This window comes from Geobacillus sp. FSL K6-0789, from assembly GCF_038593135.1.
GTDB lineage: Bacteria > Bacillota > Bacilli > Bacillales > Anoxybacillaceae > Geobacillus > Geobacillus stearothermophilus.
In genome coordinates, this window is sequence record NZ_CP151966.1 from 692,451 (window position 1) to 713,622 (window position 21,172).

General features: G+C 49.9%; 22 protein-coding genes and 4 pseudogenes. 8 read left to right on the forward strand and 18 right to left on the reverse strand.

The features are described from left to right. Window positions 1–112: 112 nt before the first annotated feature. The 11 genes and pseudogenes from NSQ51_RS03635 to NSQ51_RS03685 form a co-directional block, all read right to left on the reverse strand. Window positions 113–415: a DUF1572 family protein gene (locus tag NSQ51_RS03635; RefSeq protein ID WP_328092000.1), complete on the reverse strand. Its 303-nt coding sequence runs from the start codon at window positions 413–415 to the stop codon at window positions 113–115. After that, on the reverse strand, window positions 334–1,113 hold the full coding sequence (locus NSQ51_RS03640) for an ABC transporter permease (protein WP_231107675.1): 780 nt from the start codon (window positions 1,111–1,113) through the stop codon (window positions 334–336). The genes NSQ51_RS03635 and NSQ51_RS03640 overlap by 82 nt, the downstream gene beginning before the upstream one ends. A gap of 4 nt (window positions 1,114–1,117) precedes the next feature. Next, window positions 1,118–1,843 carry an ABC transporter ATP-binding protein gene (locus tag NSQ51_RS03645; RefSeq protein WP_011230240.1) on the reverse strand — a complete coding sequence of 242 codons (726 nt, stop codon included), beginning with the start codon at window positions 1,841–1,843 and terminating at the stop codon, window positions 1,118–1,120. Between the two features lie 71 nt (window positions 1,844–1,914). Continuing rightward, the gene (locus NSQ51_RS03650) at window positions 1,915–2,682 is read right to left on the reverse strand and encodes a hypothetical protein (RefSeq protein WP_049624318.1); all 768 of its coding nucleotides are present in this window, start codon (window positions 2,680–2,682) and stop codon (window positions 1,915–1,917) included. A gap of 273 nt (window positions 2,683–2,955) precedes the next feature. Then, window positions 2,956–3,447 (reverse strand): YajQ family cyclic di-GMP-binding protein, encoded by a 492-nt coding sequence (locus NSQ51_RS03655; protein ID WP_014195072.1) that lies wholly within the window; start codon window positions 3,445–3,447, stop codon window positions 2,956–2,958. Between the two features lie 200 nt (window positions 3,448–3,647). Continuing rightward, window positions 3,648–3,779 carry a DUF3941 domain-containing protein gene (locus NSQ51_RS03660; RefSeq protein ID WP_008879040.1) on the reverse strand — a complete coding sequence of 44 codons (132 nt, stop codon included), beginning with the start codon at window positions 3,777–3,779 and terminating at the stop codon, window positions 3,648–3,650. Window positions 3,780–3,920: 141 nt separating this feature from the next. Further along, window positions 3,921–5,096, reverse strand: a pseudogene (locus NSQ51_RS03665) (ISL3 family transposase). Window positions 5,097–5,365: 269 nt separating this feature from the next. After that, window positions 5,366–6,229, reverse strand: coding sequence for a DegV family protein (locus tag NSQ51_RS03670; protein WP_049626640.1), 864 nt, complete (start codon window positions 6,227–6,229; stop codon window positions 5,366–5,368). Window positions 6,230–6,405: 176 nt separating this feature from the next. Then, a complete protein-coding gene (locus NSQ51_RS03675) occupies window positions 6,406–6,606 on the reverse strand; it encodes a DUF3813 domain-containing protein (RefSeq protein WP_015374102.1) in 201 nt (66 codons plus the stop codon). A gap of 2 nt (window positions 6,607–6,608) precedes the next feature. After that, entirely contained in the window at window positions 6,609–6,761 is a 153-nt protein-coding gene (locus NSQ51_RS03680) for a hypothetical protein (protein ID WP_162839623.1), read from the reverse strand. A 215-nt stretch (window positions 6,762–6,976) separates the two neighbouring features. Next, entirely contained in the window at window positions 6,977–7,783 is an 807-nt protein-coding gene (locus tag NSQ51_RS03685) for a Cof-type HAD-IIB family hydrolase (RefSeq protein WP_049624320.1), read from the reverse strand. Window positions 7,784–7,794: 11 nt separating this feature from the next. Between NSQ51_RS03685 and NSQ51_RS03690 the strand changes: the two are divergent. From NSQ51_RS03690 to NSQ51_RS03720, 7 genes and pseudogenes are all read left to right on the forward strand, one after another. Beyond that, window positions 7,795–8,034, forward strand: a pseudogene (locus NSQ51_RS03690) (esterase); the annotation flags it as partial. 103 nt (window positions 8,035–8,137) lie between these two features. After that, window positions 8,138–9,271 (forward strand): IS4 family transposase, encoded by a 1,134-nt coding sequence (locus NSQ51_RS03695; protein WP_117203980.1) that lies wholly within the window; start codon window positions 8,138–8,140, stop codon window positions 9,269–9,271. A gap of 12 nt (window positions 9,272–9,283) precedes the next feature. Then, window positions 9,284–9,802, forward strand: a pseudogene (locus NSQ51_RS03700) (prolyl oligopeptidase family serine peptidase); the annotation flags it as partial. Between the two features lie 156 nt (window positions 9,803–9,958). Further along, window positions 9,959–10,099 (forward strand): annotated as a pseudogene (locus NSQ51_RS03705) (esterase); the annotation flags it as partial. A 326-nt stretch (window positions 10,100–10,425) separates the two neighbouring features. Next, window positions 10,426–10,797: a metalloregulator ArsR/SmtB family transcription factor gene (locus NSQ51_RS03710; protein ID WP_033005425.1), complete on the forward strand. Its 372-nt coding sequence runs from the start codon at window positions 10,426–10,428 to the stop codon at window positions 10,795–10,797. Beyond that, window positions 10,781–12,913, forward strand: a complete 2,133-nt coding sequence (locus tag NSQ51_RS03715) for a heavy metal translocating P-type ATPase (protein WP_183085380.1) — start codon at window positions 10,781–10,783, stop codon at window positions 12,911–12,913. The genes NSQ51_RS03710 and NSQ51_RS03715 overlap by 17 nt, the downstream gene beginning before the upstream one ends. A gap of 222 nt (window positions 12,914–13,135) precedes the next feature. Next, window positions 13,136–13,387, forward strand: a complete 252-nt coding sequence (locus tag NSQ51_RS03720) for a hypothetical protein (RefSeq protein WP_049624322.1) — start codon at window positions 13,136–13,138, stop codon at window positions 13,385–13,387. A gap of 330 nt (window positions 13,388–13,717) precedes the next feature. On the opposite strand, the gene NSQ51_RS03725 is transcribed toward NSQ51_RS03720, so the two are convergent. The 5 genes from NSQ51_RS03725 to NSQ51_RS03745 form a co-directional block, all read right to left on the reverse strand. Continuing rightward, window positions 13,718–14,020 carry a metal-sulfur cluster assembly factor gene (locus NSQ51_RS03725; RefSeq protein WP_011230255.1) on the reverse strand — a complete coding sequence of 101 codons (303 nt, stop codon included), beginning with the start codon at window positions 14,018–14,020 and terminating at the stop codon, window positions 13,718–13,720. Between the two features lie 22 nt (window positions 14,021–14,042). Further along, window positions 14,043–15,293: a membrane protein gene (locus NSQ51_RS03730; protein ID WP_049626637.1), complete on the reverse strand. Its 1,251-nt coding sequence runs from the start codon at window positions 15,291–15,293 to the stop codon at window positions 14,043–14,045. Further along, complete coding sequence (locus NSQ51_RS03735; protein ID WP_013146125.1) at window positions 15,290–15,499, reverse strand: DUF2249 domain-containing protein; 210 nt, start codon at window positions 15,497–15,499, stop codon at window positions 15,290–15,292. Before NSQ51_RS03735 ends, NSQ51_RS03730 begins: the two co-directional genes overlap by 4 nt. A gap of 3 nt (window positions 15,500–15,502) precedes the next feature. Then, the gene (locus NSQ51_RS03740) at window positions 15,503–15,736 is read right to left on the reverse strand and encodes a DUF2249 domain-containing protein (protein ID WP_049626636.1); all 234 of its coding nucleotides are present in this window, start codon (window positions 15,734–15,736) and stop codon (window positions 15,503–15,505) included. 236 nt (window positions 15,737–15,972) lie between these two features. After that, window positions 15,973–16,665 carry a Crp/Fnr family transcriptional regulator gene (locus NSQ51_RS03745; protein WP_011230259.1) on the reverse strand — a complete coding sequence of 231 codons (693 nt, stop codon included), beginning with the start codon at window positions 16,663–16,665 and terminating at the stop codon, window positions 15,973–15,975. Window positions 16,666–16,897: 232 nt separating this feature from the next. On the opposite strand from NSQ51_RS03745, the gene NSQ51_RS03750 reads away from it, so the two are divergent. Then, a complete protein-coding gene (locus NSQ51_RS03750) occupies window positions 16,898–19,261 on the forward strand; it encodes a nitric-oxide reductase large subunit (RefSeq protein WP_121650146.1) in 2,364 nt (787 codons plus the stop codon). A gap of 321 nt (window positions 19,262–19,582) precedes the next feature. Here NSQ51_RS03750 and NSQ51_RS03755 read toward each other — a convergent pair whose 3' ends face one another. Together NSQ51_RS03755 and NSQ51_RS03760 are read right to left on the reverse strand one after the other, a co-directional pair. Next, window positions 19,583–20,122 carry a hypothetical protein gene (locus tag NSQ51_RS03755; RefSeq protein WP_049626642.1) on the reverse strand — a complete coding sequence of 180 codons (540 nt, stop codon included), beginning with the start codon at window positions 20,120–20,122 and terminating at the stop codon, window positions 19,583–19,585. A gap of 666 nt (window positions 20,123–20,788) precedes the next feature. Beyond that, window positions 20,789–20,956, reverse strand: a complete 168-nt coding sequence (locus NSQ51_RS03760; RefSeq protein ID WP_011230263.1) for a hypothetical protein — start codon at window positions 20,954–20,956, stop codon at window positions 20,789–20,791. Window positions 20,957–21,172 lie beyond the last annotated feature (216 nt).

The following is a 21,172-nucleotide window of genomic DNA, read 5'->3' on the forward strand; positions in this document are numbered from 1 at the left end:
TCGGTATGATTGTAGAGAAACGCCAAGCTGCAAAAAAAAGCCATCCGCCTTTATCGACTGACGGTTCTGAGGGGCGGATGGCGTTTGCATGATCATTCGAATAAGAAGCTGCTTATGTTGTTTTTCGATTTCTTGGTATGGTCAGTGTTTTCCAGTTGTTTGCGTTCAGCTGTTTCGCGATATAGACGATTTGCCCGATATGATACGAATAATGGTACATTTGCCGCTCAATGGCTTCGATGACGGAATGGGGTTCGCCGCGGATCGTGACTGTCCGCAACAAATCCGTTTTCGCCGAAAGGGTGCGAAATGTGAGGGATAACGTCCGCTCTTTTATACGTAGCTTCCGATTTTTCCGTTTTTTCTCGCCCAATGCCATTGTTGCTTCAAGACTAATGAGCCCATGGCCAGCCATAATAGCGAGATGCCGAGAGCAGGAAAGAATACGGGCCATCCTTCATTCACTCCTTGCACGGCCCAAGAAAGGGGAGAAAAGTAGTTGAGAATATGAAACGCTGTCGGCAATAAATTTGAAGATAGAAAAAAACCTGAGAAGATTAATAAATAATAAAGCAGCACCTCGGTAACGGCTCCCACTTGCTTTAAGCGAAGGGACAGCCCTAAAATCAACACGCCGATTCCCGTCATCCCGATGAGGCTGACGCCGCCAAATACGACGATCTCCGTTATCATGGATCCGATTCCCGAGAGAATTTCGGAAAATCCGATCATCAAAGCCGCACAGATGAAAAAGAGCACTACCCACACGGATGATAATGCGATTTCCGCGATCACTACGCCCATTAAAACTTGCCATGGGGGAGTCTTGGTGGAAAGTACCTGCTCTGCCGTGCCGAGATATGCTTCTTCGATCACCGTGTTGCCGAGCTTCGAGATCAAATGAGCACTTAAGTACCAAAGGCTGAAACCGAATAGTTTGACCGTCGCTTCTTTTCCGGTCTGTATCGGGCTTGCGTACAGCGTACCGAGAAAAAAGACAAATTTAATGATAAGGCCAACGGTAAAATCGAACCAATACCGACGATACTCTGCTCTTTTTTTCAAAAAGGAAGCCAATACTACATTCAAGATTTGCAGGGGCAACCGACTCACCTCCTTAGACGGATAGGTTGGAACGAATAGCGGCCAAAAAATGAGTTTCAAGGTCGGCTGGAGTTGAAAAATGTTCTTTCGTGCCGCTCCAAACGATTTTTCCGCCTTGAATAAAGACAAACTTATTTCCAACGGCGTGGGCAAAAGGAATGTCGTGGGTGGTGATGAGAACGGCTTTCCACCATTGGTTTTCTTCCGTTAACATGGTTCGGATATGATGTTGCGACTCAACATCAAGGCCAAGAGTTGGCTCATCAAGGAACAAAAACGGCGCTCCTTTCATTAAGGCGATCGCAAATGCCAGTTTTTGTTTCATCCCACGTGAAAGGGTTTGGGTAAGACGCTCAGCGTATGGGGTTAGATTCAACACGGCCATCATTCGTTCGGCTCTTCGTTTTGCTTCAGCACGACTCCATTTGTTCAGCAAGCCGAAGTATAAGAGATTTTCCAAAACAGTTAAATAAGAATAGGAGTTGTCAGCTTCTTCAAATACGACCGCAATCGACTCGCGCGCTTCATCTGGATGGCGGACAACATCTACTCCATTGACATAGATGCTGCCGCTGTCTGGTGCAGTAAGCCCGATGATGCATCTTATTAAAGTAGTTTTTCCGGCTCCATTCGGCCCTAAAAGAATAAGTCGATCCCCTTCAACCAGTTCAAGGGAAACATTATGTAATACTTGGCGGTTTGGCGGATAGATTTTGTTTACGTCTTGCACGGCAATCATTTTTTTCTACCCTTTCCATTTAATAAGCTAGGGTGGTCTTGAAAAATCTTGAGGACCACCCGAAAGGATTATTACCAACTCGCTGGGACTTGAGACGGAGCATGTTTTAGTATGTCGTCACTTGTTGGAATAGGAGGGACCACAGTAAGAGAACCATGTCCTTCCAGTCGATAGAAAAGCTCTGTAGAAATACTGGTGGAAAGTTCAATAGCTATATCAATTTTGCACCACATATTAAATACTCGGAAGAAATATTGGCGTAAAGGTATTTGATTAAATTCAACACATTTAACAAAAAGTTCTGGGTCAACTTTTGCTACTTCTTTGCAAGTCTCCAAAACTTTGATAAGATCCTGTAAAGGATTTATTGTGTTTTTAAATAAATCTCTTTCCCATTCAAAATATTTCACAAGATTATCTTGTTCAATAATTCCTGAGACTAACTTCCACATTTCTTGTGACGGTGGTAAGAATAGGTTCTTTTCCAGCTTATCTTTTAGGTTCCATTTATTAATTTGTGAAGCTAATGGATTTCCCTTATATTCAAGTTCAACGCATTTTTTGAGGAGGTCATCGTAGGATTCTATAATATTATGGATATCATGAATAGCAGTTTGTAAAAACGATATGGAGTTTTCTAGGTGTGCAACTGAATCACCGGTTGGTTGTACAAAACGAGTAGCATCTGTAGCACCGGTGGCAGCAATAATAGCTTTTTCTAGTTCAGAATTCGCTTGCCACAAATGAGTAATGCCTTGCCCTATAGCCCAAGCGCACTGAGCAGATAAAGCGGTGGTAATAGCCAGTCCTTTCGTTGGTCTATGATTTTTTCCACCCATATTCTCTTTCCCCTTTCTTTTTCAAACTTAAGTGTATTATACAAAAAAAACAAAAAAATGTAAATATTTAAAATTAACGTGACATTAGAAACCGATCAAAAATACACGCCAAGACAGGGATTCCGTGAGCTTGTGTAAAAAGAGGGGCGTTTTCCGTGAAGTCGTCGTCAACACCATGCTTTTTTGAGCAGTTGGACTCCAAGCCTGTCATCAGTGTTTGGCGAGAGGCGTTTCACTAAACAAGAAAAGCGGATGGAGGTTTTCCCCATCCGCTTAGCGGTAGTTCACAAACTGCACGTCAATCGGCAAATCCGCTTCGCGAATGGCGGCGATCACCTTTTGCAAGTCGTCTTTGCTTTTGCCGCTGACGCGAATTTGGTCATCTTGCACTTGGCTTTTCACTTTCAAGCCGGTGTTCTTGATGATCGTGGTGATTTTTTTCGCGTTTTCTTTGTCGATCCCTTGGACGAGCTTGGCGCGCTGGCGCACTGTGCCGCCTGATGCCGGCTCGATTTTGCCGTATTGGATGTTTTTCGTCGCCACCCCGCGCTTAATGAGCTTGCCGATGAGCACATCTTTCAGCTGCTCAAGCTTAAACTCATCGTCGGAGATGAGAACGAGCTCGTCTTTCTCGAGCGAAATATCGCTTTTGCTTCCTTTGAAGTCGTAGCGTGTTTTGATTTCTTTCATGGCGATGTTAATCGCGTTCGCCACTTCCGACAAATCGACTTTGGATACGATATCGAACGAACTTTCTTTTGACATACGTGACCTCCCGGGCGTGTGATGTACTTTCATTATAGAAAAAGGTGGGGGGAAAGACAACAATGATCAAAGGGGCAAGAAGGTTAGTTTCGTCCTTTATCCGGAAGAGGACGGCATGTAGCACCATGCTGAAAGCGGGACTTGATGCAGGGGAACAATGTGAAAAAGGCGGTGTTTCAACCGCCTTTTTGTCATTTTGCTCACAAATGATCCGTCTTCTTCGAATATGCGAACTTCCCGGCTTCGCGGTTTTTTTCGCGCATCATGTTTTTCTCATGGCGCTTCGCTTGGTTGTCGCGCGCTTTTTTGTCATTGTCGCTCGTGTTTGGCATCGGTAGCCCTCTCTTGTTTCGATCGTCCATCATTAGTATGCGGCAAATGGAAATGAACTATATGGAAATAGGGGAAGGTAGTTTGTGGAAAGATAAATGGAGAATTTTTCGGTTCATCACCAAAAGTTGTACTTGCACCTGTCATGAAAGTATGTTAGCTGTTTCTAGCCGAACCCGCAATGCAAAACGCTGGATATTTCTGTATCCGTATCCCCGACGTTTCATCAGCTTGATCTTGTTATTTGTTCCCTCCATTTTCCCATTTGAATAAGGGGATAAAATGCACGATATGATTTCGTCTGTTCGTTTGACGAGTGATTTTGCGATGGCGCGAACAGCAGAACAAGGACAAAACAAATACCGATGAACCCAGGCGTTCAAACGACGTTTCGCTTGTCGCTCGTTTTGGCTTTTGGATACATAACGAAAATGTTGAAGGGATTGATAGACAGCCTGCAAAGAATCGCTCTCTTTCTGCCACTTTCGCACCGTTTGGCGCTCCTCCTCGGTGAGTTTCTCGGGACACTGGGTCAATCAGCGGCAAACATACCGAACATGCCCGTGTTTCTTGTTCCCTTTTCCGAAGGATTGGCGGCATCGATCCAACGCTTCCGTAAACAATTGAATCACATGAAAATAATCGACCACATGCTTCGCTTCCAGACACCCCCCTTGAATGGCTTTTTTCATCGCTGGAGCCAAATCACTCACGACATACTGAACAGAACCAGACACAGGAGCCAACACACGTCCAATGGCTTCCTCGTTCTTTCCTGCTTCAACGGCATACACTTCTCCCGTTTCGGCATCCATGACTGCCACTCCGTAATCATGTCCTTTTCGAAACGCAAACTCATCGACACAAACTGCCTTTGGTTGGATGTCATTCGATAGGAAGGAAGGGGCATGGGTATAAAACCAGCGTTCAACGGTCGTGTACGGAAGCTTGAGCATACGAGCCACCGCCTGAATGGATGTTCCGATGCAAGATTGCGCCACCCATTGCTGAAACGCATCCGTCGCTGCACTTCGAGGGGAAATTCCGGGATAAGACGTGCTGAATGTCATGCCACATGTACAACAACGTCTACGCTCCACAGGGAGTTCCACCCAAAAGATGCCGATCCGTTGAGCATACCCATGCATCCATTGCTTCTTTTTTCCTGTCATTTTGATCGTGCGTTTCAAGCAAACAGGACATAACGGGCATTGTTCAGGAAGAGAAAGTTCGAAAATCCAACGTTCTTCTTCTTTTCGCACCTTTTGAATCAAAACATCTGGTAAATCGATGAGTTCTTTGATAAACTGAGCGTACATGCGAATTTTCCTCCAATGGTTTGGTTTGGACACCTTTACCATACAGGAAAATTCGCATTTTTTGTACCCTCTATTTTCTCTATGCACACCGATCTTCAATGATCAAGTACAACTTGTGGTGAAGAGCCAATTTTTCTTAACAAATTTTCTCGGATGGCCGGATGCGGTCCAAAACGTACTACTACTACAACCTTCTTGATCAACTTCGGTAATGAGGACAGGCGCCTGTGGTTGTGCAGGCGCCTTTGTTTTGTCCGGCGGAAAAGGCGTCAGATCTCAATATATTTGTTCAGAAAAAAGAGGGCAATCGTCCCCGGTCCGGCGTGTGCGCCGATGACGCTGCCGATGTCGGAGAGGAAAAAGCGCGTGCAGCCGTGTGTTTCTTCGATCATCCGCTTCAGCTCAAGCGCCGTTTCTTCGTCATCGGCGTGGCTGATGCCAATCGTTTGCTTTTGCAGATCATCGCCGCGCTCTCCCATCAACTCGACCATGCGTTTCAACACTTTTTTCCGCCCACGCAGCTTCTCAAGTGGGACAAGCGCGCCGTCTTCGACATGGAGAAGCGGCTTGATGTTGAGCAAGCCCCCGAAGGCCGCCGCGGCTTTGCTGATGCGTCCGCCGCGCGCCAAGTAATCCAAGTTGTCAACGGTGAAAATGTGTTCCATATGGCGGCAATACGCCTCGATCGTTTCACAAAGCAAGTTGTACGGTGTGTTTTGTTTCGCCAGCTCGACTGCCTTCATGACGGCGAGCCCTTGGCCAAGAGAGGCGCATTTCGAGTCGATGATTGTCAGGCGAAATTCCGGATATTCATCAAGCAGCTCGCTGCGCACGGCCATCGCCGTTTGGTATGTACCGGATAATTTCGATGAAAAGGCGATGTAAAGGCATGGCCGGTTTTCTTTGGCGTATGGCAAAAACAGTTCCTTCATCGCCAGCGGGCTTGGCTGCGCGGTTCTCACGACATCTCCGCCGCGCATGGCGTCATATACTTGCTTCGGCTCGATCGTGATGCCGTCTTCGTAATCTTGGCCGTTCCAATGAACGACAAGCGGCAAAAAGGCGATTTGATGCTCGCGAATGTACGATTGAGGCAAATCCGCGCCGCTGTCGGTGATGATTTGAATGGACATCTTTCGTCCTCCTCTTTTCTCCTTTCGTGTTCCCCACGGCTCTATCAGATGAATGAACCGTTTCCGCAGGTGAACGGCGATTCATGTTTCTATGTTCAGTGTAGCGGTTTTCAGCTCAGAATACAACGGAAAATCGGGGACGAGAGAAAAAAACAGCTGCGGGAAGCCCGCAGCTGTTATTGAGTGAGCTCATCAAGCTCAGCTTGAAATTGACGCAACTGCGCTTTTTCTGCCGTGTTGGAATGCGCGTACGCGGATGACAAGGCGTTTTTGGCGATGGCAACAGCGCGCTCGACGCTCATGTCGATCTCGCCGCTTTTGGCTTGTTTCGCCTGTGCGACTGCTTTGCGCGCCTCTTGAAACAGACGGTTGCCCATCGTTATGCCCCTCCAAGCGACGTTTCCACCGCTTTTTCCGCTTTGCGTGCTTCCGCCTCGGCGTACGTCAGGTGATAAGGGATTCGCTTGTCATGCCGTTCAACCGCATCGACGCCTTGCTGGACGAAACGCTTCGATTTGTTTCGTTTGCCCATGACCGATTCCCCCTTTAAAAAGTTGAAGACGCGCGTTGCGTCACGTATAGTGTAACCGCCGCCAGGGAACAGTAGTAAGGAAATTCGTTACAAACCGCCGTTCGTCGCTCTGAAAGCGGAAATCTGCTTGACACGACAGGAAAAAATCAATGCAAAAGCGGAAAGAAGTGGTTGGGAGGCGCGAGAAGCCTCCCGTAGCAAGGGGGGCGGCAGGGCTACAGGCCTAGAAGATCTTGTAAATACAAGCCGATACCGTCTTCTTCGTTGCTTTTCGTCACATCGTCAGCGACCGTTTTCAATGACTCGATAGCGTTGCCCATGGCGACGCCCAGCCCGGCCCAATCGATCATTTCGAGGTCGTTGTCTTCATCGCCAAAAGCAATGACGCGCTCCCTTGGGATGCCGAAATAGTCGGCGACTTGTTTTAAGCCTGCAGCCTTATGGACGCCATGGCGGATGATTTCAATGACATGCCACGGTTCGCTCCAGCGCCGTTGGTGGATGACGTTGGCGTACACATTCGCTAAGTGTGATTGAATCCGCTCGATATGATCATCGTCCGTGTACACGAGCACGCTCGTCGGATCTTTGCCGAGCGAGCGGCGCAAATCACCGATTTCCACGGTCGGGTTGCCAAGGCGGACGATGTCAAGCAAGACGTCGTCGTGTTGATGAAAATAAACATTGTCTAACACTTCGGCCATCATATTCTTGATTCCATAGGATTCGCTGATTTCAACAATGTCTTTGACGATCGCAAGCGGCAGCGGGTAATGGTGCATGCCCCACGACGGCTGGCGCGGATGGTGGACAAACGCACCGTTGAAATTGACGATCGGCGTTGCAAGGCCAAGTTCTTCGTAGTACATGGAGCTTGCCCGGTACGGGCGGCCGGTGGCGATGACAACAAAATGGCCGACGTTGATGGCGCGGCGGATGACGTCTTTGGTAAATGGGGAAATCGTTTTATCCTCTTTGAGCAACGTTCCATCCAAATCCAACGCGATTAAATACGGCTTCATGTCCGACTCCTTTGCCCTCGTTATTCTTTACACTACATAGTGTAACTCTTTTCCAAAATCGCTGTCCATATGGTAAACTATATAGCGATGGAAAAAGAAAAGGGGTTTGTGCAACCATGGTGATCATTGAACAGGAACAGTTGGCCGGCGTGCCGGTTCTTCACGTTGTCAAGTCGGAAAAGCGGGACGAACGGCTGCCGCTGATTTTCTTTATCCACGGCTTTACGAGCGCCAAAGAACATAATTTGCATCAGGCGTGTTGATTATCCAATAAAATCCAAAGGGTATAGAAAAAAGAGCACCTTTCCTGTAGAATGTGAGTAGCGACACAAACAAACCCAGGAGGTGCTCTCTATGAACAAGCATACCACACTCCCGAATTTGATGCAAAAACTTGTTTCGGATGAAGAGATTCAACTGATTGCCGAAGCGGTTGGGTATCGTGATTCGTCTCGAACCTTTACGTTGCGCGAGTTGATTCACTTCTTCCTGCTGGCCGCCATGCATCAATGGAAAAGCTTTCGCCACGGAGCCGATGTGGGGCCTCTGTATGGATTGCCGCGATTCCATTATTCAACTGTATCCAAGAAAGCGAAAGAAGTTCCCTATGACATCATGAAACGCTTGTTGGCGTTGATCATTTCCAAGTGCAACCGCCAAACCCGCCGTTCGCTTCGGTTTCCCAAACCGCTTCGGGTGGTGGATTCGACGACCGTCACGGTCGGGAAAAACCGCCTCCCATGGGCTCCGTATCACGGCGAACGCGCCGGAGTGAAGCTGCACGTCGCGTATTCGCCGGAATCCTCGCTGCCGGCAGACGTGGTGGAAACGACCGGACTGCGTCACGATGGCCCAGTGGGAGAACAGTTGACGAACGCTCAACAAGTGCTCGTGGAAGACCGGGCGTATTTCAAAATCGAACGCCTCGATCGATTTGTGGAGCAGCATCAGCTCTTTGTCATTCGGATGAAGGACAACATCGAACTTCATCAGAAAAAAAGCTTGAACCGCCTTCCGAGCGCATCTTCATCGGTTCAAGCCGACTTCACGTGCCAGTTGGGAACGAAACAATACCGCTCCACCAAGCGTCACCGGGTGGTGATCTTTCGAGATGCGAATGGCCGCGACATTCGGGTCGTGACGAACCTCTTCCATGCGTCTGCGGAAACCATTGCCGACATGTACCAACAACGTTGGACTGTTGAGATCTTTTTCCGTTGGGTGAAGCAATATCTGAATGTCCCGACCTTGTTTGGCACGACGGAAAATGCGGTATACAACCAACTGTTTGCGGCGTTCATCGCGTATGTGTTGCTGCGATGGCTGTATGATCAAACCAAAAAACAGACGAACGTCTCTCTTTCCTTCATTTCGTTCGTTCGCCGTTTTTTCTCTGGGCAGCTTCCTCTCGATTGGAAATCCGGGATGGCCGCTGCTTTGTTTGAGTATGCCCAAATTTATGGAAGGCGTATGTCTAATTTTGGATAATCAACACTCGTGAATTTGCATTTCGGCTACTTGCTCGCCGAGGCGGGCTACCGCGCTGTGCTTCCCGACGCGCTGTTTCACGGTGAACGGGACGAAGGCTTGAGCGAACGGAAATTGCAGCTGTCGTTTTGGGACATTGTTGTGCGCACGATCACCGAAATCAAGGAGATGAAAAACGACCTTGTAAGCCGCGGATTGGCGGATCCCGAACGGATTGGGCTCGCTGGGACATCGATGGGCGGAATCGTCACGTTCGGCGCGCTCGCCGTCTATCCGTGGGTGAGGGCGGCGGTGGCGCTCATGGGCTGCCCGAACTACAGCGCCTTTTTTGATGAGATGATTGAAGAAGGAAAGCGGCGCCAAATCGACATTCCGCTGCCGCCGACGCTGCTTGCGCTCGAAAAAGAAAAGCTCGCCCGCTACGATTTATCCAAGCAGCCGGAAAAACTCGCCGGGCGGCCGCTGTTCATCTGGCACGGGAAAGCCGACCAAGTCGTCCCGTATGCTTATACATATGAGTTTTACAAGCAACCTGAATCCGTGATAAAAACGCGTTCAAACTGCTGAGAAAGCTTGATAAATCAACAAATATCACACTTTTTGCTTTTCACTCAATAAGTGAACATCCGAAACTGGGCTAAACCCTTGATATGATTACGTTTTCCGGTGCTTTTGATGAGCTGCTGTCACGGATTCAGGAAGCAAATTAAACCACTTTATGAAGGAAACGAAGACCGGCTGCAATTCATCGCCGACCCGCACGCCGGCCATAAAGTGACGCGTGAAGCGTTTTTGGAGACGGTGCGCTGGTTTCGCAAGCATGTGTAAGCAAAATCGGCAATGAGGAAACGAACATGTTTGTGGTCAGCTAAAGCGTGCTTCACAAGAGGAAGGGGCTGACCCAAAAGAGCGGTAATGCTCCTATCTGGGGCGACATAGAAAAATAGACCAACACGAAAAACCCGGTAAAACCGAGGATTTCAGAGGTGGTCTCTTTCACATACTTCGGTTACATTTCATCAAAAAGGGACTTTTGAGTCAGCTCCTTTTCGTTTGAACACATTTTTTATTCAAATGAATATTTGAATATAAGGGGGAGATATGCTATTCTATATTCAAATGAATATTTGAATATTGGCAAGGAGCGAGAAGGAATGCACCGTCATGATGTGTGCGACGTTTACTGTTATGACGACGAGAAGGTCGAGCGGGTTCAGCGGCGGCTTCGCGATGAACCAATTGCCGAGATTGTCCCTTTTTTTAAGGCGCTTGCCGATGAAAACCGGGCGAAGATCGTGTATGCGCTTTGCGGTGAAGAGGAGTTGTGCGTCTGTGACCTAGCGAACGTCATTGGTGCGACGGTGGCGACGGCATCACATCATTTGCGCATTTTGTATAAGCAAGGAATTGTGAAATATCGAAAAGAGGGGAAACTCGCCTTTTACTCGCTGGATGACGACCATATTCGCGAGCTGCTGCTTGTCGCGCTCGCCCATCGGAAAGAGGGGGATGGCCGTGGGGAATGAACAAACATTAGATCGGCTCGAGGCCAAAACATACCGCGTGCAAGGACTGACGTGCACAAACTGCGCAGCTAAGTTTGAACAAAACGTGAAATCCTTGCCCGGCGTGAAAGAGGCGAAAGTGAATTTCGGCGCCGCCAAGCTCACCGTTTGGGGCGAGGCGACGATTGATGAACTTGAGCAGGCAGGAGCGTTTGAACAGTTGACCATTCGTGAAGAACGAGAGCGCACCGTCCGGCCGGAACCGTTTTGGAGGAAGAAAGAGAACAGGAACGTCCTTGTCTCTGCTGTATTGCTTCTGATTGGCATTGCGGCCGATGCGGCGGACAAGGGGATGCTGGCGATTGCGATGTATTTGGCGGCGATCGTGATCGGAGGCTACTCCCTGTTCTGGACGGGGCTCCGGAATCTGTCCCACTGGCAGTTTGATATGAAAACATTAATGACGATCGCCATTCTCGGTGCAACGGCGATCGGGGAATGGCAGGAAGGGGCGGTTGTTGTCATTTTGTTCGCCATCAGTGAAGCGCTTGAGCGCTATTCGATGGAGAACGCGCGGCGGTCGATCGCATCATTGATGGAGATGGCACCTGCGGAGGCGACCATCCGGCGCGGCACGGAGGAAATGACCGTTCCGGTCGAAGACGTTCGCGTCGGGGATGTCATGATCGTCAAACCAGGGGGAAAAATCGCTTTGGACGGCATTGTCATAAGCGGCGCCTCCACAGTGAATGAAGCGGCGATCACCGGTGAAAGTCTGCCGGTGGAAAAAGCAGTGGGGGATGCAGTGTTTGCCGGGACGCTGAATGGAGAAGGATTCCTCGAAGTTGAAGTAACAAAGCGGGCGGATGAGACGACATTGGCGAAAATGATTGATCTTGTGGAAGAGGCGCAAGCGGAGCGGGCGCCGTCGCAAGCGTTCGTCGACCGGTTTGCTCGCTATTATACGCCGTTTATTATCGTGACCGCGCTTCTGATCGCCATCGTTCCGCCGCTCGTGATGGGCGGGGAGTGGCTTGATTGGATTTACCGCGGTCTTGCCGTTCTTGTCATCGGCTGCCCGTGCGCGCTCGTCATCTCCACCCCGGTGGCGATTGTCACCGCCATCGGAAACGCGGCTCGGCGCGGCGTGCTCATCAAAGGCGGCGTGCATCTCGAACAAATCGGCCGGCTGCGTGCCGTTGCCTTTGATAAAACCGGGACGTTGACGAAAGGGAAACCAGCCGTGACCGATGTCGTCGTGTATGAAGGAACACGTGAGCAGCTGTTGGCCATCGCCGCCGCCATCGAAAAACGGTCGCAGCACCCTTTGGCTTCTGCCATCGTCCGCAAAGCGGAAGAAGAGGGAGCACCGTTTCTTGATGTGGCCGTCGAAGAGTTTCAATCGCTCACCGGCCAAGGAGTGAAGGCGGTGATTGCGGGGAACACGTACTATATCGGCAGCCCCGCTTTGTTTACCAGTTGGATCGGGAAGTTGCCCGATGAAGCGGAAAAGCAAATCTCTGCCTTTCGGGACGAAGGAAAAACCGTGATGGCCGTCGGCACGGCCGATCGGCTGTTGGGGCTTGTCGCCGCGGCCGATCAACTGCGGCCGTCCGCCCCGGAAACGGTTGCCGCGCTGCGGCGCCTTGGGGTGGCGGAAGTGGTGATGGTGACGGGCGATCACGAGCAAACCGCACAGGCCATCGGCCGTCAAGCGGGCGTATCCGATATTCGCGCCGAGCTCCTTCCGGAACAGAAGCTGGCGGCGATCCGCGAGCTGAAAGAACGTTGCGGCATGACCGCCATGGTCGGCGACGGGGTGAATGACGCCCCTGCCTTGGCCGCGTCCGATATTGGTGTGGCGATGGGCGGGGCGGGGACGGATGCCGCCTTGGAAACAGCCGATGTTGTGCTCATGGCCGACGATTTGCGCCAGCTGCCGTACACCGTCCACCTTGGGCGCCGAACGCTTGCCGTCATCCGGCAAAACATCGCCGTCGCCTTAGGGCTTAAAGTGCTGGCACTCGTGGCCGCCGTCCCGGGCTGGCTCACCCTTTGGCTCGCGGTGTTCGCCGATATGGGCGCGACGCTGCTAGTGACACTCAACAGCATGCGCCTATTGCGGGTGAAGGAATGAGACGGGGCTGCGGGCAGCGAGATACATCGTCCAACTTAGAAGAAGTGCATTTGTCCTCTCTCATGAAATGCGTGGAAAATATGGGTGCTTTCTGACGATGAGAGACGGTATAATGAAGAGGAAAACATCACAGCTGATTAGGTTGAATGTTTGGGGATAGCGGCTGTTGGATGGAACCATCGTTTTGGTCTGTTCATGAAAATCGTGGGGAAGAGGGGCGTCATGAAGGGATCTCGAAAAGAAGAGAGGCATGAAACGCAACGGACAGAAGAGATTCAACGGATGGATGACCGGGTGTTTTCGCCGGTCGAAGAGTTGGATCGGATCGCCGCGGGAGGGGCGATGAAGCGGGAAGCCCTCGATTGGCGAGGATTTCCCCGGTGGATTCGATATGTCGGATACATCGCCTTCGCCTTTTTTGTCATCGTTCCTTTGATGGCATGGTTGTGGAACGTGTATATAGATACGAGCTGAAAATGGAAACGATCCGCCAGTTCGATTGGATGAAGAGCATATTGATTCGTTTCATACCAAGAAAACAATCGATTCATCCCTAGAGGCAAAGGGCGCAACGAATCCAACCGTTGTTTCAGCTCGTCGATTTTAGCAAACATCGCTCTCACCTCTTGGCATATGATTCGCGGCCTCGATTCGTTTTTCCTTTAAATAGCCAAGCGATGGTTCTTGTTTTTCTATATGATACAAAAATAAAGGGCGGGGAGTGTTCAGCAGTTGCAGAACAATGAAACAACCGCCCGCCCAACACGGGCGAACGGCGAAAAGGGGATGGAAAAGTGGAGTGTTTCAAGAAAAATGCCCAAGCTGCCGGAGCGCTTCTTCGCTCATTCGCTCCGGCGTCCATGGCGGGTTCCATGTCACTTGGACGCGCACGTCACGGATGCCGTCAATGTGCTCAAGCGCCCGTTTGACGCCGCCGGCGATCGAGTCGTGAAGCGGGCAGCCGGGGGTCGTGAGCGTCATCAGGACATTGATATGCCCATCTTCGATTTTTAAGTCATAAATCAACCCTAAATCGACGACGTTAATGCCGAGCTCCGGATCAAGGACCGTTTTCAGCTGTTGAATGGCAAGTTCGCGGACATCCATCGTTCTTTTCCTCCTCATTCGCTTATTTTCGGAAGACCGTTAAAATCGTTCCGGCAAAGGCAACGCTTAATCCAGCCAACAGTACTTGAGTGATGGCGAACAGCGGCACGCTCGCGACAGCAAGCGCAACGGCCGCCAGCGCGAGGGCGAAAAGCCATAGGCGGCATTGGACGGTGACGGCTCGTTCATTCATCATTTGTTTTAACGTCGGCACGTTTTGTTGGCCGACTTTTTCGCTGTAGCGATGCGTCCACCATAAAAACGGCACGATTTTGAACAAATAGCCGACGATGCTGAAGAGAATCCAGCCGACAATGAATAGATAAACAATGATGCCAAGCAGCCGTCCGCTGCCGACGACGATGGCGACAAAGGCGGCAACGTGCAGCACAAGGCCGATGACGATGGCCGAAAGCGAAAAGCGGAACGGGCGGTCAAGCGTTTTTTTCATCCGCTTTTGCAAAATGGCGCGGATATGCCAGGCGAAAACAAGGAATCCGCTCATGAGCAAGGCTGCACCGGCTATAAGCCATGCGTGGCTTCGCAAGAATAAGCTGGCGAACGCCACCGCAATCCCGCTGATGTACAGCGCATAGACGTAACGCGCCGGCCGCAGCGAAAAGCCGTGGGCGAGCGAGAACATCGGTACCATTTTGTACGAAAAGCCTATGATGAGCAGTGTGAACCAGCCGCACAGCCCGAACAGCACATGCAAGCCGAACACCGTTTCATGACTGTTGGCGCCTGTGGCGGCGAAAAAGTGAAAGGCAAGCAGCCCTCCAGCGGCGCCCGTCAGCAGCAAAAACAACAAGGAAGTCGCGACAAACAGCGTCATGATCGTTTTGTTTTTTTGTTGTTTTAATGTCATCGCCATTTGCCAGACAAACAGCACGATGCCGAACAGCAGAAGCAAGCCAGGGAGAAACGCTTGGTTTGGCGTAAACGCTAAACTGGCGGCAAAGGCGACGATGCCGAGAGCGGTGATCGCAAACTGCCAAAAACCGAGCCGCTCGCTCCAAATCGGCGTCAAAAAGGCGACCGGAACGAGCTGGTACATCGCCCCCATGGCCGTCATCAATGCAAAGCCAAGCAACGCCAAGTGGGCCGCCGCCCATACGAACGGCAGCCGGAACGCGCCGCTGCTAAGTGAGGGAATCGCTCCAAGCAACATAAGCTGCGACGCGGCGAACGCCAACACGGCGAACATGATAAACGAGAACGGAAGACGGACGTCTGTTTCCGTCCCCGTGCGAGTAGGAAACACGTTGCTCATCCTTTCGTAATGCGGATTTCAAAGCTGCCGTCTTCGCGTGCGACCGTCTCGTGCCGGTAGCCGAGCTCGTCAAGCTGTTCGTACAAAAACATCGGGCGGCGGTCGTTAATGATCGTCAGCGTCTCCCCAGGATTCAGCTTCGCGAGGGCAGCGAGCGTCCGCATCATCGGCTGCGGCGGCTCGAGTCCGCGGTTATCGAGGATCATCGGTCATCCCCCCTGCTTCACAAACGTTACTTTCCAATGTTTTTTTTCGATTTGTTCGGCCTCGTAAGTAAATCCTTTCGCTTTCATAATCGGAAACAGCGGCAGCGGCTTGAATGGAGCGTGCAAAATGAACGTATCGCCCGGCTGCAGCGGTTTGATGGCGTTCATAATTTTTTCAAACGGCTCACGTTTCTGCCGCAAATCTTCGCGCACATCGAGTTCAATCGTCACACCCATGCGCTTTCCTCCTTTTTGACTATCATGATAATTATTTTCACTGTGGAATGTTGTGATATAGCTCACATCTTTCGGCCGAAACATGACATATTCCACTTTGGAAAAAAGGTTTCGTTTTCGTTTGAAAGGGCGGAATAGCATGTTCCAGAAAGATGGGCTTGCCGAAATGTTTGAAAGGAAACCCCATCAGCTCCATTGCGCATCCCGACCGGTACCGGACGATGGGGAAAAAGGAGTTAGAAAAAGATTTCTTGTTCGAGCCCTTCGCGGTCAATCAAATAAAAGCCGTGTTCGTCGACGTCAATCAGCCCTTTCCGTTTCAGCTGGCTCAACGTCCGGCTGACCGTTTCCCGGGCGGTGCCGATCATGTTGGCCAGCTCGCGGTTCGTCACATGGGCGGTGAGACGGTGCCACTTCCCTTGTTTGACGGCGTTCGTGCGCGTCAGACGCAACAAAAGCAGCACGATTTGTTCGTACGTATTATGGAGCACTTGCGCCTCAAGCCGGTTTTGCAAGTCGACGATTTTTTCGCCCATGACGCGGAACAGTTTTATGCAAAGTTCAGGGCTCGCCATCAGCACTTGTTCGAAATCGTGGATCGGGATCGCGATCAATGTCGCTTCCTCGACCACTTCGGCGTGGGCCGGATAGGTGCCTTTTAAGAAAAAGCCGGCATGCGGAAACATTTCTCCCGTCTGCAAAATCGAAACGATTTGTTCTTTCCCGCTGAAGTCCGTTTTATAAATTTTTACCGTGCCGGAATGAATGAAATAGACACGTTCTAACGGGTCGCCTTGCATAAAGACAAACGTCCGCGGCTTGTAAACGCGCACGTGGGAAATGGCAACCAGCGAATCAAGCTCGTAATCGGACAGTTCACGAAACAACGGAACAGCTTTTAAGCGGTCTTTCATCCAATGGTTCGCCATGGCGTTCTCTCCTTTGGAAATGTGACAAAAGTGTGGCGGCTGTCAACAGAGCATCGATGCTTTTCTCTTTTTGAACATCCGCGCCGTTTGGCCTTTTTTGCCTTCATTGTATACATTCTTACGCCATAAAGCTGTGATATAAATCATAACGGACATTTGTCCCAGCTCACAAACCGGCCTCGATTCAGCACGCTACAATGGGGGCGAACAAACGAGAAGGAGGTTGTCTCATATGGAAGTTCATCGATCCGTTCGCCCCAACATGCGGCCGGGGCGGCAAACGACCAACGGTTTTCTCAAATCGATTCTCATTTTCACCATTTTAATCAGCTTCACTGTCCTGCTTGTCGGCGGATATTGGATTTTTAAAGAAATGGCGCCGAGGCCGAAGGAAGTGCGCAGTGAAGACGGCCAAGTGTTGATGACGAAAGAAACGATCATCGGCGGGCAGGCCGTCTTCCAAAAATACGGGCTGATGGATTACGGAACCGTGCTTGGGCATGGGTCGTATATGGGGCCGGACTATACGGCGGAAGCGTTGAAAATTTATACGGAAGGCATGCAAGATTACAAAGCAAAAGAGCGGTATCACAAACCGTTTGCCGATTTAACCGCCGATGAGAAAACGATCATCCGCGAACAAGTCATCAAGGAAATGCGAAAAAATCGCTACAACCCGGTTACGGATGTTCTCGTCCTGACAGATGCGCAAGTATACGGGTTGGAAAAAGTGCGCGACTATTACCGCGACGTGTTCACCAATGGCGACGGTTGGGGATTGAAAAAAGGATTGATCAAAGAAAGTGACATGCCAAAATCAAGCCGTGCTTGGGTCGCGGACGGCGACCAAATCAAGCAAATTGCCGACTTTTTCTTCTGGACCGCTTGGCTGTCAAGCACGCCAAGACTTGGCGACCACATCACCTATACGAACAACTGGCCGTACTATGAGGACGCCGGCAATACGATGTCATTTTCCGCGGTATGGTGGAGCGGCGCGAGCGTCACGATTTTGATTTTGTTCATCGGGATCATTTTGTATGTGTTCCACCGCTATCAGTTAAGCATGCAAGAAGCGTATACAGAAGGAAAGTTTCCGGTCATCGATTTGCGGCGGCAGCCGCTGACTCCGTCGCAAGTGAAAGCGGGCAAATATTTCGTTGTCGTCGCCGCGCTCTTTTTCGTGCAAGCGATGTTCGGGGCGTTGCTCGCCCACTACTATACGGAACCGGACAGCTTCTTCGGCATCAAATGGATCCATGACCTATTGCCGTTTAACATCGCCAAAGGGTATCATTTGCAGCTGGCGATTTTCTGGATTGCCACCGCTTGGCTTGGCATGGGGATTTTCATCGCGCCGCTTGTCGGTGGGCAAGAGCCGAAAAAGCAAGGGCTGCTCGTCGATCTGCTCTTCTGGGCGCTTGTCGTCCTTGTCGCCGGCAGCATGATCGGCCAATGGCTAGGCGTCAACGGCTACTTAGGGAACAGCTGGTTCTTGTTTGGCCACCAAGGTTGGGAATACATTGAGCTCGGCCGCGTTTGGCAAATCATTTTAGTCGTGGGCATGCTGCTTTGGCTGTTCATCGTCTTTCGCGGCATCAAACGAGGGCTGAAGCAAGAAAGCGACAAAGGCGGGCTCATCCACTTGCTGTTTTACTCAGCCATCGCCGTTCCGTTCTTTTACATCTTCGCGTTCTTTATCGAGCCGGATACGAACTTTACGATGGCTGACTTTTGGCGCTGGTGGATCATCCACTTATGGGTCGAAGGCATTTTCGAAGTGTTCGCCGTTGTTGTCATCGGGTTTTTGCTCGTACAAATGAGATTGGTGACGAAAAAATCGACAGTCCGGGCTCTCTATTTCCAATTTACGATTTTATTGGGCAGCGGTGTGATCGGCATCGGCCACCACTATTACTACAACGGTTCACCGGAAGTATGGATCGCTCTTGGCGCGGTGTTCTCGGCGCTCGAGGTCATTCCGCTTACGCTCCTTATTTTAGAAGCGTACGAACAATATAAAATGATGCGCGACGGCGGGGTCAACTTCCCGTATAAGGCCACATTCTGGTTTTTGATCTCCACAGCGATCTGGAACTTGGTCGGCGCCGGGGTGTTCGGCTTTCTCATCAATTTGCCGGCGGTCAGCTACTTTGAACACGGGCAATTCTTAACGCCGACCCACGGCCATGCGGCGATGATGGGCGTGTATGGCATGTTTGCGATCGCCGTGCTTCTTTACTCGCTGCGCAACATCGTCAAACCGGAAGCATGGAACGACAAATGGCTGAAATTCTCTTGCTGGATGCTGAACATCGGCCTGGCTGGCATGGTTCTCATCACGCTTCTCCCGGTTGGGGTGCTGCAAATCAAAGAAGCGTTTGAACACGGCTATTGGGCGTCCCGTTCGCCTTCGTTCTTGCAACAAGACGTCGTACAAAACTTGCTGCTTGTCCGCTTTGTTCCGGATACGATCTTTTTGATCGGCGTCGTTGCGTTGCTTGTTTTCGCCATCAAGGTGCTGTTCCATTTGCGCAAGCCAACGCACGGCGAAGGGGAAGAGCTGCCGGTGGCGAATTTGGCGGAGGAAGAATAACCAAAACGGGGCTGACCAAAAACGCGAATGCGTTTTGGAATTAGCCCCTTTTTTACACCAAAATATCGTTCGTTTTCTGGCAGAATAGAGTTACCATAACCACTATCACTGGAAAAGGAGCGATTCGTTTATGAAACATCATCATAATTTTTGAAGAGTGTACCATGAATCATCTCACGTTGCCAGGCGATATCATTCCACTGGATCATATGGCTCATGTAGTTTACGAAATGGTCGAACGCATTCCGATGGAGATGTTTCTTCCTTTACTATAAAGGCGGCCGCACCTCAGAAAGGCAAGGAGAGATGCTTCCTCCTTGCTCATGTTGTCTTTATAAGACGAATGCTGGAAATTGCCGCTTCGTGTTCAATCGAACGCCTAGAAAGAAGATCTAAAATCCGTTCGTGCTTTTCCATGTTTTGTTCTATTTTCTTAACGATTTCATTTGTTTCAAGCACTGCTTGTTGGAGGAAAACAAATTCTTGCTTTGTGACCATATTGGCTTTGACATGATCTAATTCTTTCATTAGGTTGTTCTTTACGTCCTCAAGCTCCTGCTTGGTGGCCATGTTGGTTTTAATGTCTTCAAGCTCTTGCTTGGTGGCCATGTTGGCTTTAATGTCTTCGATCTTTTTTGTGAAACTATGCTTCACTTCTTCGAGTTCTTGTTTAGTGGCCATGTTGGTTCTAATATCTTCGAACTCTTTTGTGAAACGATTCCTCACTTCTTCAAGTTCTCGTTTCGTTGCCATGTTGGCTTTAATATCCTCAAGCTCTGTTGTGAAGTTTTGCTTCACTTCTTCGAGCTCCTGTTTCGTTGCCATGTTTGTTTTGATATCGCTTACTTCATGTTCGATCATTTGGAGCTTGTCCAAAATTTGGTTCAATATCTCTTCCGAGGAAAATCCTCCCTTCTAATAAGATACCTGAATCCGTGACAGCAGCTCATCAAAAGCACCGGAAAACGTAATCATATCAAGGGTTTAGCCCAGTTTCGGATGTTCACTTATTGAGTGAAAAGCAAAAAGTGTGATATTTGTTGATTTATCAAGCTTTCTCAGCAGTTTGAACGCGTTTTTATCACGGATTCAGGAGATATATAGCAGCCCTGGAAAAGCGAGTGATGATGAATCGCTCCTTTCTTTTGAGGACTGGGGAAACGAACGTGTAGAGTAAGTAGTTGAGGAAAGGGATGGGATTGTAGCGCAGAACAAATGAGGACAATCGTTCCCCATTCATATTATAAATGATTCGTAGAAATTTGAAAATAACGTTTTGTGTCATTGTCGCTTTGTATCCGTCCAGGAAAAGGAGTGCGTTTTAGCCCGTACGGTCATGTTAATCCCGGCAGCGACATTGTTTTTAAGAAAATCGAACTTCCTTTCTTTAATAATAGGGAGAAACAAGGGATTTAATCGGAATCGTTCATGATCAATGTACGATTTAAAAAAGAAAGAGCTGGCTCCAAAAGTCCACTTGTTAGTGGATTTTTGGGTCAGCCCCCTTTCATTTGTGAACGTTTTCAATCACTTGTGGCATTTGTCCGGCGTGGTGTGTTCGGTTTCCTTTTGCTTGTCATGGCATGGAAAGCAGTACAACGTCTCTGTTTCTCGGCTGACGACGCCGTTTAAAAACCCATGCAGACAATGGATCGGCTTGCCGCATTGCGCGCAAAAGCCAACAAGCTCTTCCAACCGCCATTTCTCCTTTCATGGGGATTGAACATGTTCACCTTCGGGCTGTGACGCTCGTCACTACCCCCCCAAGGTTCAAGCGGTTATGATAAAGTATATAATTCATTATACTACAAAGGAGCATTCCCGTTAGGAGCTTTTCCGGGGACTTGATCAAAAAAAGCCCTCTTGGTATGATGCAGGGGTGTCAACCACATCACTCACCATACCAAGGAG